Raw genomic sequence first — 15600 nt, 5'->3', positions numbered from 1 at the left:
CGGCCTGGCCAAAAACACCGCACACGTGCTGACCTTGTTTGCGCTCTCCAATCTGTGGATGAAGCGAAAGCAGTTGCTGCCGGCTATGGGGAGCGTGCGCCTGTAAACCAGGAAATTCCCACGGAAAGCGCCAGAAATGGCGAAATTCCAAAGATTCAAACGCCACTCTTCGGAACGACGCGACATCCCGCACTCTCAGGCCTCGTTATTCAGACCTTCCCTAGATTCCGCGTGCGACGCGAAAGCCGATACGGGCACTGGTGGTGTCCGAGTCCTGCGACTGCCGCCAGGCCGCGCGCGTCTGTTGCGGCGAATTGGCCCAGCTGCCGCCGCGGATCATGCGTTGCCGGCAGCCCGGGTTGTACCAGGCAGCGCCATCGGCCGGTGCACGGCGGTAGCTGGCGTGCCAGCAGTCGGCCACCCATTCGCTCAGGTTGCCGCCCATGTCGTGCAGACCCCACGCGTTGGCGCGAAAACTGCCGACCGGCGCCGGGCCCCAAAAGCCATCGCCGTAGCCGACGAAGCCGTTGTTCCAGTGCCGGCCGCTGCGCGAGACGTCGTTGCCGCCGGTGAAATTGCCGGCGTCGGCCGGCGGCGAGCCTGCGTTGCCCCACGGGTAACGTCCAGTGGTGCCGGCACGCACCGCATACTCGAACTCGGCCTCGCTGGGCACGTGGTAATGGCGGCCGGTCTGTTCCGACAGCCAGGACGCATACGCTTCGGCGTCGCGAATGCTCACGTGCATGACCGGGCTGTTGGGCGCGGCCTGGGCGCCGTTGTAGTCGGACTGCCAATCCACACCGCTGCGACGGATGAAGTTGCCGCTGCGCTCGTCGTAGACCACCGAATGCCCGCGCCGGGTGGCACGCGGGCGCGCGCCGGTGGCTTCGACGAACTGGCGGAACTCGGCAACCGTGACCTCGGTGATCGACAACGCAAAGCCGCGTGCGAAGCGCACGTAATGGGCGGGGCGCTCGTTGTCGGATGCGCCCGGCTCGGCATCGCCAGCTCCCATCTGGAATGCGCCATGCGGCACCACGATCATCTGCGGCCCGCGCCCGCCGACCTTGAGCCCGTCGGTGAATACCTGGCCGGGACGGAAGCTGCCGTAATGCGTGGCCAGCTCCAGCCGGCGGCGCAGATCGCCGGCCACCGGATCTCCGGGGTCGGCGATGCGCAGCACTTCGGCAAGCTTTTGGCCGGCCGCCTTGAGCCCGCGCGGCGAGGTGAGATCGTGCAGACCGGCGTCGTGCAACGCAGCGATCTGCGCCCGGCGCACGCGTTCGACCCGCGCGCGCGCATCGGCGATGGTGGGCGCACGGTCGCGTACCTGCCCGGCCATCTGCAGCCAATAACGGGCACCGATGAAGTCGCTTGCCTGTGCCGCCTGTTCGGCGCGCTCCAACAGGCCGCTTTCCACGGCGGCCAGGCCCTGCCGGGTGCGCGGGTTGTCGGGATCCAGTTGCGCGGCATCGCGAAAATTCACCAGCGCGCCATTGCCGTCCTCGCCCAGCCGCCCGCCGCGCAGGTCTTCCTCGCCGGCGCGGTTGAACGCAAGCACGCGCTGCGCGGTTTCCACCTCGCGCTGCAGTGCGCGCACCTTCGGGTCCTGTGGGGCAAGGGCGAGCGCCACGAAGGCCACTTCACGCGCCTGCTCCAACGCGTCGTCCTGGCGCTCGGTTTGTTCGATCAGCGCCGCGCCGCGTTCAAGCAACCGGCCACGCGCCTGCTCCAGGCCGCGACGGCTGGCTGCATCCTTGCCACCGGCGCGCTGCTGGATCGCCAGATACAACGGGATCGCATCGCCGGCATCGCGATACAGGCGGTCTTCCCGCAATGCCTGGTCCGCGCGTTTGCGCACCTGTGCCGGCGGCTCGTCGCCCAACTCCACCGTCGGCGGTTGCCATTGCGCCACGGTTTCGGCGGATTCTTCGCCACCGATGGACACGTTCGGCTTGCTCGGCACGGTGGCAGGCGCCGGTTGCGGGGCGACCGCAGGCGCGGGCGTCGGTGCGCGCGAACAGGCGCACACACTAAGGGCAGCCAAAAGGGCGGCCAAAAAAACGTAAAGAGCAGCCCTCAGGCGGGTGTGGCCGGCGCACAGGAGCCGGAGTGTATGCGTGCTACATGCCGAGTCCGCACCCTGGCCGCGCCCGCCTGCTGGCTGCGCAGGCGTTTTGCCAGTCGCCCTCAGCGCAACCATTGCCCACGTTGCCATCCGGTCACCGCACTCACCCACCACCTGCTCCTTCCAGTGCTCTGCCGCACGACAGGCGATCGCGACGTTAGGCTATTCTGCGCGCTCTGCGCAAACCCTTGCCGCCGACGGAAATCACGTGCCCCTTTGGATCACCCACCCCTCCGAGCTGACTGACCGCCTGCAGGCAGCGCGACCATCGCGCATCGGCCTGGATACCGAATTCATTCGCGAACGCACCTACTGGCCGCAACTGGCCCTGGTGCAGATGGCCATCGGCGAGGAGATCCTGCTGATCGACCCGCTGATCCCCGGCATGAACGCGGCGCTCAAGGAGTGGTTGATCGCCACCGATATCGTCAAGGTGATGCATAGCGCCAGCGAAGACCTGGTCACGTTCAAATGCGCGTGCGGCGCATTGCCGCGGCCGTTGTTCGACACCCAGATCGCCGCGGCACTGGCCGGTGTCGGCGGCGGCATGGGATACCAGAAACTGGTGCAGGAAGTCACCGGCACCTTGCTGACCAAGGGCGAAACACGCTCGGACTGGATGCGTCGCCCGCTGTCGCCTGCGCAGCTGGAATATGCCGCCGATGACGTGCGCTATCTGTTTGCGATCCACGACGAGCTCACGCGCCGCCTCGCCGAGCAAGGCCGTCTGGAGTGGCTGGCCGAAGATGCCGACCGCCTGCTCGCCACGGTGGAGCACGACGATGGCGAGCGCTGGCCGCATGTGAGCCTGCGCGCCGCACAGTTCCTGGAACCGGCCGCGCAACGACGGCTGCTGCGCTTGCTGCGTTGGCGCGACCTGCAGGCGCGGCAGAGCGATCGCCCGCGCAGCTGGATCCTGGAAAACGAACTGGCCAGCCAGCTGGCGCGGTTCCCGCCCGCCGACCTGGAGGCCTTGATGCGCCAGTTCGACAAATTCCCCAAGGCGCCGCGCAAGCTCGCCAACGCGGTGTGGGATGCACTCAACACCCCGCTGCCGGACGAAGAGCACGCGCCGCTGGCGCAGGCCGCCACCGACGGGAACAAGGCCGTACTCAAGCGCCTGCAGGACACCGTGGCGCAGCGTAGCCGCGAACTCGGCCTGCCGGACGGCCTGCTGGCCTCGCGCCGCCACCTGGAAACCTTGATGGAACAGCGCAGCTGGCCTGCGGCGCTGGGCCAATGGCGCCGTGCCCTGCTGGAAGCACAGTTGATGCCGCTGCTGGAAGGCACTGCAGCGTAGGATTGCGGCGGTCATGGCGCCAGCGCCCGCAGCGATGCGGCCCTTCGTCAGGTGCACGCGAGTGGCCCCGCACCGGCGCATGCCGCCTCGCAAGCAGTGGTGCAATGGGTCAGGACAATGCGAAGCGCCTGCGTCGCGTGGGAATTCCGACGACCGACCACGCGTGCGCAGCGATGATGCCGGCATTGTCTCCATCGCACCGCATCAGTCCTCGTCCTGCTCCGCCCAGCGCGCCAGGTTCTGCCGAATGCGGTCCATGTCTGCCCAGGGGTCCTTGCGCCGACGGCGCAGCTTTTCCGGCACATCGCGCAAGGTGAATGCATCGGCGCGCTGCAGCTTGGACAGGTCCGACCACGCCAGCGGCAGCGCGACTGGCGCCCCCGGGCGGCCGCGTAACGAATAGGACGCGACCGCCGTGGCGCCACGGCCGTTGCGCAGGTAGTCGACGAAGATGCGCTTGTTGCGCAGCCGCTTGGTGGCAGTGGCGATGAACCGCTGCGGCTCGGCCTGCGCCAGGGCATCGGCAAATCCCTTGGCGAAACGCTTGGTCACCTCCCAGTCGCAGCCGGGATTCAGGGGCACCACCACGTGCAGCCCCTTGCCGCCAGACACACGCAGGAACGACTCCAGCTCCAATTGCGCCAGCAGCTTACGAATATCGTTGGCCGCACATTTGACCTCGGCGAACGGCACGTCCGGGCCCGGGTCGAGATCGAAGACCACCCGGTCGGCCACATCCGGGCGGTCGGCATGCGAGCCCCAGGGATGGAATTCCAGCGCATTGAATTGCACCAGCTCCAGCAGGCCGGGTGCGTCTTCGACCACCAGGTAATACGCATTGGTGCCGGTCTCTTCGGTCAGTTTGACCGAGCTCACACGCTCGAGGCCGGCGGTGTGGTGCTTCTGGAAGAAACACGGTTTTTCGGCGCCGCTGGGGCAGCGAATGATGGACAGCGGGCGTCCCACGATCTGCGGCAACAGGTGATCCATCACCACCTGGTAGTAGTCCCAGACATCGCCCTTGGTCGCGCGGATATCCGGGTAGATCAGCTTGGTCGGGCTGGACAGCGTCGGCAGCGCAGCCGAGGAAGGTGTGGCAACCGCAGATTTGCGCGCAGGCGCTGTTGCCCGCGTCGCTGCACGTTTCGGTACCTGGGTTGCCGCGTTTTTGGCAGCACGTGTTTTTGCCGAACGCTGGGTAGACGACGAAGTAGACCGGCCATTGCCGGCATCGCTGTCGGCCAGATCGGCAATGCGTTTATCCGGACGCAGCGCCTTGAACGATGCCTGGCGCAATAACTGTTGCCCACCGATGCCGCGATAGAACACCTCCACCACAAGGCGCGGCGCAAACCAGGTGGCGCCGCGCAGGTCGGTGTCTTCGGTGGGAATATGCGCGGTGGGTTTGCGCCCACCGCCTTCCAGTTGCTGGGTGACCTCGCGCATCAAGGCATCGGAGAAACCTGAGCCCACACGGCCCACGTATAACCAGCCGTGCACCGGGTCCGGCGTGGCCAGCAACAGCGAGCCAAAACCACTGCGGCTGCCCTTGGGCGCGGTGTAGCCGACCACCGCATATTCCTGGCTGGCCAGTTGCTTGGTCTTGCGCCAATCGTCGCTGCGCCCATCGCGATACGGGCGATCTGCGCGTTTGGAAATGATGCCTTCGAAGTGCTGTTCGCCGGCCACCCGGAACGCCTCGGTGCCGTCGCCCTCGACATGCGAGCTATAGGCCAGATGCATGTGGGGTGCAGCCTGCAGCACCTGCTGCAACAGCTGCTTGCGCTCGCGCAACGGTGCCTCACTGATGTCCACCCCGTCCACATGCAGCAGGTCGAATACCGCCAGCGCCAGCGGCACCTGGCGTTCGCCGGACAAGGTGGCCTGCAGCAGGTTGAAGTCTTCCTTGGTGCCGCGTCCGGCGATCAATTCGCCATCGATCTGCGCATTGCGCAGGCCCAGCGACTGGATGGCATCGGCAATTTCCGGTGTCTTGTCGGTCCACTCCAATGCATTGCGCGACCACAGCCGCACCTTGCCATTGGTCACCGTGGCCAGGATGCGATAACCGTCCCATTTGATTTCATGCAGCCACTGCGCGCCTTCGGGCGGGGACTGCCCCAGCTTGGCCAACTGCGGCGCAAACGGGGCATCTTCCATCTCGGCGCGATGTGCGCCGCTCAGCGCCAGCGCCTGTTTCGCCCAGGTGCCACGTTTTTTCGCCGCTGGCGGCGGTACGGTTGTCAGCCCCTTGCGCTGGGTCTTGCCGGCGCCCGCGCGGCGTACATCGTCGGCAGGTGCGGCAGCGACGTCGGCCAGTAGGTCGTCGGCCTCCAGCGTGCCAGCGTAGGCATCGTCCTCTTTGAACAGCAGCCACTGCGGCTGCCGCGCCGGCTTGCCCGAGCGCACCAGATGCCAGCCGCCCTTGAGCTTGTTGCCGAACAACTCGAAGCGCAGATGCCCCTTGGCCAACTGCGCTTCGGGGTCGCCTGCGGTGGCCCACACGCCATGATCGAACTGCGCCACGTGCCCGCCGCCGTATTCGCCCCTGGGAATCTCGCCCTCGAAGCTGGCGTAATCGACCGGGTGGTCTTCCACCTCCACTGCCATGCGCTTGACCTTGGGGTCGTAACTTGGCCCCTTCGGCACCGCCCAGCTCTTGAGCGCATCGCCCACCTGCAGGCGAAAATCGTAGTGGCGGCGGCTGGCGTGGTGCAACTGCACCACGAAGATCGCACGCTGCCCTGGCGGCAGGGTCTTGCCCGGCTCCGGCTCGCGGGTCTTGTCGAAGCTGCGCTTGCGGCGGTATTCGCTCAGGCTCATGGCAGACCTTCCCGCTTATTTGCCCAGGTGCTGGCGTACGCTGACGGCCAATGGCCCCACCTTCTGCACGGCCGCTTTCAGTTCATCGGCACTGACGCCAAGGGTCTTGGTCCAGTACTGCAGCTCATAGGCTTCATTGACGTTGATGCGGTCGCGGTCTGGCGATCCGACGTTGCGTTTGTCGTCACTCATGACATGCTCCTGTATCGTCGTGGTCGGGTCTGCTAACGTGAGCCTTCGGCCCGGCAGCGCCCGTAGCGACAATGCGAAAGCGTTCGAACAGGCGTCGTGAAAGGCCTGTTCACGCCATGTGCAAGCCCTGCTCCATAACGGCCGCTCCCGGGCCACATGCCATAATGCCGCGCGCCCTTCGGGCGGCGTGTCCACTCTTATTCCGAGGCCATACCTCTGTGAGCAATACCTCTTCGAAACTGGATTCCATTGCGCAAGCCAAAGCCAAGCTGCTGGACGAACTGCAGAAGCTGGAAGAACAGGAGAAAACCGAGCGCGCCAGCGAGGCATCCTCTGCGCATGCCACCATCGTTTCGCTGCTCGAACAGTTCGCCGGCCACTTCAACACCAAGCAGCGCAACGACATCGCCGCTTACCTGGGCACCACTGCCGCGCGCAAGGAAGTGGTCAAGAGCGGCCGCAGCGAAGTGAAGCCCAAGTACGAGCTGCCGCACACCGGCGAAACTTGGTCCGGTCGTGGTCGCACGCCGAAGGCTTTCGCCGCCTGGGAAGGGTCGGTGTCGTACAAGGAATGGAAGGCCAAGAATCCTGACCTGAAGTTTCCGCTGGTTCGCGAGTAAGGCGAAGGCCCGCACGACGGTGCCGCTCCGCACCGTCGGCCGCCTCCTTCGCTTGGCGAACCGCGCGGCTTGTGGGTAGAATCGAAGCACGTGGGGCGGTAGCTCAGCTGGGAGAGCGTCGCGTTCGCATTGCGAAGGTCGTGGGTTCGATCCCCATCCGCTCCACCAATAGAATCAAGGGCTTAGCCGATGACCAGGCCCTTTTTCTTTGGTAGATTCAATTTATTGCGCCAATTTTGCGCCACTCGGGCTGTCGAAGCCTTGGACGCAACACTTGAGGAGCAGTGAATGGCATCTATCACCCGTCGAGGCGATCTTCAGTGGCAGGCTCGCGTTCGGCGCAAGGGCTACCCCGTACAGATCAAGACGTTCAATACGCGCTCGGAAGCGGAAGCTTGGGCGCGTCAGGTCGAATCCGAAATTGATCGCGGCGTGTTCGTGAGCCGAACAGAGGCAGAGTCAACGACTCTTTGCGAGGCGCTTGATCGATACGAGCGCGAAATCGTCTCCTTGAAGAAGGGGAAGGCCCAAGAAGCTTCCCTGCTGAAGACGTGGAGGGCAACGCCGATCGCGCAACGATCGATGGCGTCGGTACGCAGTTCGGACATAGCCAAATTGCGCGACGACTGGCTGAGGCAGACCAACCCGGCATTGAAGCCGGCGTCAGTACTTCGACGCTTGGCCATCCTCTCCCACGTTTTCAGTATCGCCCGCAAGGAATGGGGGATGGAAAGTCTTTCCAATCCCCTCGAGCTCGTGCGCAAACCGCCCGCGAACAATGCTCGCACCCGGCGAGTCAGAGAAACCGAAGGTGACTCTCGGGACGACCGACGCGCGCCCGATGGCGAACTGAAGCGAGTCGTCTCGGCAAGCAGCTCCGACGTGTTGCCGACAATCATTTCCCTCGCGGTGGAGACTGCAATGCGCCGTGGCGAAATTGTTGATCTTCGGTGGGAACATGTAGATCTCAAACGCCACGTAGCCCACCTGCCCCACACCAAGAACGGGAGCTCGCGGGATGTACCACTTTCGCCCCGCGCCGTTGAAGCCCTCAAAGAGTGGCGAAAGGTCGTCGGCAAAAATCCGGGTGACGGGCGCGTTTTCTCAATTCGCGGAGATGCGGTGACGAGAGCGTTCGAGCGCGCGGTAGATCGAGCACGAAAAACCTACGAGCAAGAATGTAGGGATGCGGGTCGGACGCCGGATGCAAAATACTTAATCGACCTTCGCTTTCACGACCTGAGGCACGAAGCCACGTCCCGGCTGGCATCGATCTTTCCGATGCACGAGCTGGCCAAGATTACCGGCCATCGCGATCCGCGGATGCTAATGAGGTACTACCATCCCAGCGCAGAAGACTTGGCAAAGCGGCTTCGATAGTGATCCGGTGCATACGTACGGAATTACGTACATACGTATGTACGCAGCAAGTTGCGCAGCAATGAACCTGCCCCCTGAGAACGGACGCCAACAAGCACGGGGTCAAGCGGCCTGCTTCGGCTTCTTTGCGTAGTCGTTAGGCGACAGATAGCCAAGCGCCGAGTGCAGGCGGGTGGGATTGTAGAATCCGTGGATGTAGCTGGCGATGGCGGCATGGGCGGCGGCCTTGGTTTCGTACACGCCGGTCGCCTCTTCGTTCTTGAGCGTGGCGAAGAAGCTCTCGGCCACCGCGTTGTCCCAGCAGTTGCCCTTGCGGCTCATGCTTGGCACGAAGCCGTGCGCGGCCAAGGTCTTGCCGAAGTCGCCGCTGGCGTACTGGCTACCGCGATCGGAGTGGAACAGCACACCGGCACCGACCGGCGCCGCCGACCAGGCGTTGAGGAAGGCTTGCTGGACCAGCGCGTTGGGCATGCGCTCGGACAAGCTGTAGCCAAGCACTTGCCGGGTGCGCAGGTCGATGACCGTGGCCAGATACAGCCAGCCCTCGCGGGTCGGCAGGTAGGTGATATCACCCACCCATGCCGGCGCCGGGTTGTTCACGGCGAACTGCCGATCCAGCCGGTTCCCGGCCACCGGCCGCCCATGCCGACTGTCGGTGGTGCGGGGCGTGAAGCGGCCCTTGACCTTGCCGCACAGGCCCTCCTCGCGCATCAGCCGAGCCACGCGCTTGTGGCCCACCGCATGGGCACAGGCGCGCAGCGCCCGTACCATGCGCGGCCGCCCATGCGTGCCTCGGCTGCTGGCGTGCAGCATGCGCAGGTCGGCACGCAGGGCCGCGTCGGGGTCCGGGCGATCTCGACGCTGCAGCCAGCCGTGGAAGCCGGAGGCAGACACCGACAGCAGGCGGCACAGCATCCGCAGGGGATAGCGAGTCCGTTCATGTGCGACGAAGGCGTACCTCACTTGGACTCCCTGGCGAAGAACGCCGTCGCTTTTTTTAGGATCTCGCGCTCCATCTTGAGCGTGGCGTTCTCGGCTCGCAGCCGGGCCAGTTCGCTGTCCATCTCACTGACCGGCTTGCGGCTGGGAGAACTCAGTGGCTGGCCGCCACGGGATGCGCCAAGCCAGTTGGCCAGCGTCTTGACCGACATGCCCAGTTGCCGGGCGGCTTTGGCCAGCCCGACCGACTCAGCCAGGGCGACGGCCTGAGCCTTGAAGTCGTCCGTGTAGCGACGACGGGTAATGCGTTGCATGGAAACCTCCAGGGTGCGATCAAAGTATCGCTTCCTGGCGTCCGTCCCTGCGGGGCAAGTTCACAATGATGCTTGACGCGTCTGGAGGATCACTCTAAATTCTTCAATGCAATTCGCGACACTGACTTGCTGCCAGTGTCACGATGACGCTGGTGCCGCTGAGTCAAGTCAGTGAAGGGATAGCTCAGAAAGCGGCTACGCGACCCAAACGCGTAGGAAACCGATAAAGCGTTGCGATAAGCGCGACCTTGCATCGCCTCGTCGGTTCGGAAGTTCGCCAGCCACCCGCAAGGGACCCTCACACGTGGGGAACGACACCCCACACGCGCTTTTGCTCGTCTGTGAGAGGTAGACGTGCGTCCCTTACCCGCCTCAGATCGCGGATCTCCGCGTGTCATATTCATCGAACAGCTTGCCGAGCTGATCGGCAAGACCCCAGCCACTATTCGCACCTTCGTTTCGAAGGATCGGTATCGGCACCTCATTCCCAAGCCGTTCAAGATGCCACACAGCCGCAGGCTGTGCTGGTACGAACACGAGGTTGTTGCTTGGATTGAACAAAACCGCCGGGGGCTGCAATGACACAGGTTCCCAAACCAAAATTGGCGGCTGATCAGCTTTCCACGAAGAGAACGGTTCTCTTCTGGCTGCTCTTCTCAGTCGTGGGGCTCGTATATGGATGGCCGTTCGCGGCGCCTTCCGTGCTATCAATCCTGCAATACAGAACGACCTGGGCTTTGTTCACGGCGACGATGCTCGTGTGCGCGATGGCCGTCGACGGGCACCTTTGGATGTTGCGAAACCCTGGGAAAACGCAAGCGGACTACTATCGCCGCAAACACTGGTGGCTCCATGCCCTTGACTGGGAATTTCGGTCCGGCAAGGCAAAGAGGGAGGGCCAGCAATGAAGTACTCGAAAGTCCTAAGCGGACTATGCGTTGTCATGACCTGGGCCATATCGCTTCCTGCATTCGGGGAAGGCACGACGCTGGGGGAGATCAGTCAAGCAGCCCAGCGCTCCGGCGACAAGTCGCGCCAGGCGCTCGTCGCGATGTACGGAAACGTCGTCAACAATCCCCTTGCGACCGGTAGCGCAGGTGGGGGCGACACGATCTTGGCCAGCCTGTTCCAGGTTACGAACGGCGCACTGCTGGTCATCGGAGCGATCTTCACCTGCTACATGATGTTCCTGAAGGTATCGCAGACAGCGCACGACGGGGCCGTATTCGATCGCGCAAAAAACACGATGTGGGGGCCGATTCGGATCGTTTGGGGCCTTGCGTCCCTCGTGCCGACCGCGAATGGCTGGTCACTCTCGCAGTTACTGATGCTGTGGGCTGCGTCTGTGATGGGCGTGGGTGTGGCAAACATGGGCGTCGATGTCGCTGTCTCGGCGTTTAACGACGGCAAGGCAATGGTGTTACAGCCGGTCATGCCGAGCACCAATGAACTGGCCCACAAGATATTCGAGATGGAGCTTTGCCGTCATGGAATCAACGCGGGCTTGGCCACAGCCTCTAGCGAGGGCGGGTTGGTTGACGAAAGCGGATACGTGCAGACGCAATCGACAGATACCGGCTTCATGCTCGCCAACAAAAGCTTTGTATGCGGCGGTGCCAACGTCGACCCGAATCTCGAATCGCAACCGAGCTCGACGAGCTGGTTCTCGAACACGATTGATGTTGCCGAAGTCCGCAAGGCTCACCTCCAAGCGCTCTCAGGCATGGAAAAATCGCTTAGTACGGCGGCGATCGAGTTCGTCAATGCTGTCACGGTGCGGAGCACCGACGGCAGCACAACGATCCCTGACGCAGAAGTAGCGATCCAGGCAGCAGCGCAGCAGTACGAAAACACCGTCAATTCGATCGCCGCTACGAAGCGGGGGAACATTGAGGAGCTGTCCGGTCAACTCAGCTCATCCATCAAGGAAGGCGGATGGTGGACGCTCGGCGAGTGGTATCAGACCTTCGCCGCAGCCAACACGAGGCTTTCTGATGCGGTAGCTGGCAAGGCAACGACATTCGGGCCGTCGATCGCCGGTGACGCTGCCATGAAGAGCGTCTACCAGACGGCGTTGACTGCATATCAGGCACAACAGGGGCGAGCAACGACGACGCACGCTACCCCTCTCGGTACGAAGCAACAGAATGACGGCGGTAACATCATCGCGAAGCTGTTCAGCTCGCCAGGACAAGCACTAACGGAGGCGATCACCAACATCAACGACGGCGGCGAATCGCGCGGCCAAATCAACCCGCTGATCAAGATGAAAAACCTGGGCGACCATCTCACTGGTGTAGCCGAAATCGGTCTTGCAGGATACCTCACAGCCAAGGGGCTCGAGGCGACCAGCGAAAGTTTCAGCATCGCCGGCTTGGCATCACGGGTGGCCGACGCCAGTGGCGCGCTCAGCTTCGTCCGAGGTGCATTGGACGGGGCGGGACCGATCATCATGATGATCATCATCGCCGCCTTGCTACTCGGCCTCGGGCTGTCGACCTATCTACCGATGGTGCCATTCGTTGTGTGGTTCGGTGCGGCCGTGAACTGGCTCGTCGTTGTCGGAGAGGGCGTGATCGCAGCCCCGTTATGGGCGATCACGCATCTCGGCGGAGAGGGCGACGGCCTCGGCCACAAAACCGCCCACGGCTACATCTTCCTCTTGGAGATGATGGTGCGTCCTGTGCTCATGGTGCTCGGTTTCTTCCTGGGAGGCGTGGGAGTCATCGCAGGCGGAACGTTGCTGAACGAGGGGTTCGGCATTGCCCTTGCAAACGCTCAGTTCGACTCGCTGACCGGCATCGGTTCGATTCTGGCCTATTGCACGATTTACTTCTCTATGTGTCTCAACCTTGTGCATAGCTGCTTCAACCTGATCTTCCTGGTACCGGACAAGGTGATCAACTGGGTCGGAGGTCACTCGCCAGCTATGATCGGCACTGACCACAGCGATCGGACCAAAGCTGCGGTCAATACCCTGCTGGCAAAATTCGATATTCGCCCGTCAGGTGGCAATGGCAGGCGCCCGCTGGGCGGGACGAATCCTTCGTCCAACTCCGATGGCATCAAGGAATAGGAGAATGCAATGCGATTGCTGAGACTTGCATCCGAGCTGTTCTATATTGCGACGTCCTTGCTGGCCGCGCTCCCCGCATTCGTGTATTCGGTGTGGGGCGGAAGATTCCCGCACTCGGGCGCGGCCCTTGCGGCAATGGTTGCATCTATCGCGTGGGTGGCGGGCGGTGCTCTATTGCTATCGAAATGGCGCCGATCGCGCAACCGCGACATGCGCAAGCTAATCGCCTCGATCGCACCGAGCTTCCGGCCGCAGGTCGAGGTTGCCGACTATCTCAGCACGCGGTATGTCGGCATTGATGCCGTGATGGGCAAAGCCGTGGTCATTGACAGGGAGAAGAACGTCGCAAAGTACGAGCCGATCGCTTACATCCAAAGCGCCGAGGTGAGCGACGCTGGAGACTCGATTCACTCCGCATTCACGTTCAACTTCCGGGACTTCTCCAATCCTTCAATGGAGATTCGCGTCAACAGGCTTCAAGCTGAAGATGCCGGCGCTCGCATTCGCTATGCTTTGGAACATGCTACGTAGCAGCCGGCGAAGCCGACCAACCGGGTCTGTCGGCCCGGTCTTGCGCGCCAAATACGAAGCAGTGTCGAATCTCGCGCGGCGCGACGACCTCCCATGCAGGCGGCGAACGTTGCCCCCTAAGCTGTCGTTGGCTGGCAATAGTGCAGTGGCAGCGAAGGCAGGAACGGACTGCGGTAAATTGTCGAACAGACTGGCTCTCGTGACCAGCCATACTTGAGTGGGGGGCACTGTCGTCGAGTTCGACCCCCGCCGCCGCCCTAGCGTGGTTCCCCGCCCTGCTCCGCCGGCGGCGCAGAGCCAGCCCCGGGCTACACCGGTTGCTGCAAGGGTTGCGCGTCACGTTGGCCGCGCTACTTCCGGCCTGGTATTCGCCCTCGCGCCAGCTCAGGATGTAGTTATTGATCGGGTTCGCGCTGCGCGGGGCATCCAGCGCCAATGCGATCATCTCGCCTTGCTGGCCGGCGTGATCGTCGCAAAGGAACCCGCGCGCACCGGTGTACGCGACCTTTCATCCGGGTTCGTCTTCTCTGGATCGCGGATGTAGTCGGTCAGGTCGCGAACGTGTTTCGCTTTCGACTTCACGCGGTCCGGCCACCTTGTGTGTTGCTTCACGTCGCTCGTTGATGGTCGCCGCTATCGACTCTCGGCATTCCGTCCGAACCAACCGGCCGGGCGATGCTACACGCCGAAGGATGGGGGCATTGATTTTTCACGCCCAGGGTTAGACGGGCAGACGTTTCAGATAACGATCGGCAGGACGACAAAAGGAAGCGCCACATGGCTCGCGGCGGAATTCGATGAATAGTCGCACAAGGCACGCAGTAACGCGTGGACTGCTGCGAGACGTAGAGAAACCCGATGGACGCTTTACACTTTGGTCAGGGGAATACCCCGACACACTCGATGTTGCCAACAAAAAGGAAAAACGGAATGCATCCTGTCATCGCAAAGACCTTCGGCGGCCTGTCTGGCCAATACTATGTTCGTCAGTTCCTCTTCGGCCTGATCTTCCCGGCGCTTATCCTGTTCGCGCTGAGTCACGGCACCACGCCCCATCCGGTAGCGTTCGGCACCTATGCCCTGCTCGCCGTGAACACGCTGCTCTACCCGTACTCCCGCTTCGTCTATGAGAGCATCGTCGGCTACATCATGGGCGGCAACGTCTTCTTCGTGAACGCCATCCTCATGCTGTTCGTGAAATTGATGACGATGGCGATCTGCTGGTCCTTCGCGATATTCATTGCGCCGATCGGCTTGCTGTATCTGTACGTTCATCACAACCGACGCTCCGCAAGCTGAAACGCAAAGCATCGGTGAAGTACGATCAGCGTCATCCTTTTTTCTGAGTCCCACCCTTCGCGCTGGCCGGCGGAACGTCCCCGGCCGGCGGCGGCGTAAGACGCGCCAATAGTGCTGCATTCTGAGCCTGCACCGCCTCCAATTGGCCAGCCAGTTTGGCCGCGTTTTCGCGAGCATCTGCGGTTGCTTTAAGCGCCTCATCGCGCTCTGCCTGGGCGACGGTGTAGCGTTCGGCCTGCCGGTGCGCCTCGGTCGCGGCGGCCTTGCGCTGTTCCTGCTGTGCTTGCTCGGCAGCTTCGGCCTTGGCCTGCGCCTTCACTAGCTCGGCGCAGGCGGCGTCGCGCTCGGCCAGCGTGGTGGCGTGTTCCTGGGCCGCAGCCTTGGCCACCTGCTCGGCGACCTCAGCCTTGGCCTTCACGGTCGCCAGATCGGCGCGTGCCTGGTCGCGCTCAGCCAGCTCGGCAGCATGCTCCTGGGCGGCGGCCTTAGCCGTCTGCTCGGCTAGGGCAAGGCGTTCACGCACCTTGGCTAGCTCGACAGCCTGCGCCTGGTGTGCGGCCTGCACATCGACTAGCTTCGATTGCAGCACTTCGGCTTCAGCCTTGGTCTCGTCCAGCTTGCTTTCCAAGTCCTCGACCGTCTGCGAGGCGTCGGCAAGCTCGCGCTCTGACTGCTCGCGCTGCTCGCCAGCGGTGCGGATGACTTCGGCAAAGCGACGCTCGGCAGCCTTCACGGCCTTGTCGTTCAGCTCGACGGCGAGCGAGGCCAGGCGCTCGGTCAACGCCTTGGTGACGGCCGCGACTTCCTCAGCCACCTCGATAGTCGCCCCTGAAAAACCCCCAGGCTGCATCCATTGCAAGGCTTAACCTGCGTTTTAGGTGTGCTGGAATTGCCAGTTTTCGTTACTCTACGAACTGGTTTCTGGCAGTTTTCGCCCATGCGTACACGCCGTCCTGCCGCCGAGCAGTTGCCTGCCGATGAGTTGTTTCGTTCGCGTT

12 protein-coding genes, 1 tRNA gene, 1 other RNA gene and 1 pseudogene are annotated in these 15600 nt (G+C 63.1%); 8 read left to right on the top strand and 7 right to left on the bottom strand.

Features of this window, described 5'->3' with window-relative positions:
- A pseudogene (locus tag F7R02_RS21565) lies at positions 1 to 106 on the top strand (IS5/IS1182 family transposase); the annotation flags it as partial.
- A 114-nt stretch (positions 107 to 220) separates the two neighbouring features.
- On the opposite strand, the gene F7R02_RS21560 reads toward F7R02_RS21565, so the two are convergent.
- Positions 221 to 1966: a formylglycine-generating enzyme family protein gene (locus F7R02_RS21560; protein WP_139370958.1), complete on the bottom strand. Its 1746-nt coding sequence runs from the start codon at positions 1964 to 1966 to the stop codon at positions 221 to 223.
- Positions 1967 to 2053: 87 nt separating this feature from the next.
- Positions 2054 to 2129, bottom strand: a non-coding RNA gene (locus F7R02_RS21555) — sX9 sRNA.
- Positions 2130 to 2336: 207 nt separating this feature from the next.
- Between F7R02_RS21555 and rnd the strand changes: the two genes are divergently transcribed.
- Positions 2337 to 3428: a ribonuclease D gene (rnd, locus tag F7R02_RS21545; protein ID WP_078589961.1), complete on the top strand. Its 1092-nt coding sequence runs from the start codon at positions 2337 to 2339 to the stop codon at positions 3426 to 3428.
- 204 nt (positions 3429 to 3632) lie between these two features.
- Here the strand turns inward: rnd and ligD are convergent, their stop codons facing one another.
- Together ligD and F7R02_RS21535 are read right to left on the bottom strand one after the other, a co-directional pair.
- Positions 3633 to 6251, bottom strand: coding sequence for a DNA ligase D (gene ligD / locus F7R02_RS21540; protein ID WP_078589962.1), 2619 nt, complete (start codon positions 6249 to 6251; stop codon positions 3633 to 3635).
- Positions 6252 to 6266: 15 nt separating this feature from the next.
- Positions 6267 to 6443 (bottom strand): DUF3606 domain-containing protein, encoded by a 177-nt coding sequence (locus F7R02_RS21535; protein ID WP_003485985.1) that lies wholly within the window; start codon positions 6441 to 6443, stop codon positions 6267 to 6269.
- A gap of 218 nt (positions 6444 to 6661) precedes the next feature.
- Here F7R02_RS21535 and F7R02_RS21530 point away from each other — a divergent pair, with 218 nt between their 5' ends.
- From F7R02_RS21530 to F7R02_RS21520, 3 genes are all read left to right on the top strand, one after another.
- Entirely contained in the window at positions 6662 to 7063 is a 402-nt protein-coding gene (locus F7R02_RS21530; RefSeq protein WP_003485983.1) for an H-NS histone family protein, read from the top strand.
- 92 nt (positions 7064 to 7155) lie between these two features.
- Positions 7156 to 7231: transfer RNA gene (locus F7R02_RS21525), tRNA-Ala, on the top strand.
- Positions 7232 to 7351: 120 nt separating this feature from the next.
- Positions 7352 to 8443, top strand: coding sequence for a site-specific integrase (locus F7R02_RS21520; protein WP_078589963.1), 1092 nt, complete (start codon positions 7352 to 7354; stop codon positions 8441 to 8443).
- Between the two features lie 102 nt (positions 8444 to 8545).
- Here the strand turns inward: F7R02_RS21520 and F7R02_RS21515 are convergent, their stop codons facing one another.
- Positions 8546 to 9406, bottom strand: coding sequence for an IS3 family transposase (locus F7R02_RS21515; RefSeq protein ID WP_078589964.1), 861 nt, complete (start codon positions 9404 to 9406; stop codon positions 8546 to 8548).
- Positions 9403 to 9696, bottom strand: coding sequence for a transposase (locus F7R02_RS27585; RefSeq protein WP_078589965.1), 294 nt, complete (start codon positions 9694 to 9696; stop codon positions 9403 to 9405). Before F7R02_RS27585 ends, F7R02_RS21515 begins: the two co-directional genes overlap by 4 nt.
- A gap of 904 nt (positions 9697 to 10600) precedes the next feature.
- On the opposite strand from F7R02_RS27585, the gene F7R02_RS21505 reads away from it, so the two are divergent.
- The 3 genes from F7R02_RS21505 (at position 10601) to F7R02_RS21495 (ending at position 14602) form a co-directional block, all read left to right on the top strand.
- The gene (locus tag F7R02_RS21505; RefSeq protein ID WP_078589966.1) at positions 10601 to 12772 is read left to right on the top strand and encodes a DotA/TraY family protein; all 2172 of its coding nucleotides are present in this window, start codon (positions 10601 to 10603) and stop codon (positions 12770 to 12772) included.
- Between the two features lie 9 nt (positions 12773 to 12781).
- The gene (locus F7R02_RS21500; protein ID WP_078589967.1) at positions 12782 to 13303 is read left to right on the top strand and encodes a hypothetical protein; all 522 of its coding nucleotides are present in this window, start codon (positions 12782 to 12784) and stop codon (positions 13301 to 13303) included.
- A 930-nt stretch (positions 13304 to 14233) separates the two neighbouring features.
- Entirely contained in the window at positions 14234 to 14602 is a 369-nt protein-coding gene (locus F7R02_RS21495; RefSeq protein WP_078589968.1) for a hypothetical protein, read from the top strand.
- A gap of 31 nt (positions 14603 to 14633) precedes the next feature.
- Here the strand turns inward: F7R02_RS21495 and F7R02_RS21490 are convergent, their stop codons facing one another.
- Positions 14634 to 15452: a coiled-coil domain-containing protein gene (locus F7R02_RS21490; protein ID WP_439333443.1), complete on the bottom strand. Its 819-nt coding sequence runs from the start codon at positions 15450 to 15452 to the stop codon at positions 14634 to 14636.
- Positions 15453 to 15600: the final 148 nt, after the last annotated feature.

The sequence above is a fragment of the Xanthomonas cissicola genome, from assembly GCF_008801575.1.
GTDB classification, from domain to species: domain Bacteria; phylum Pseudomonadota; class Gammaproteobacteria; order Xanthomonadales; family Xanthomonadaceae; genus Xanthomonas; species Xanthomonas cissicola.
This window is presented reverse-complemented; position numbering and strand designations above follow the sequence as displayed.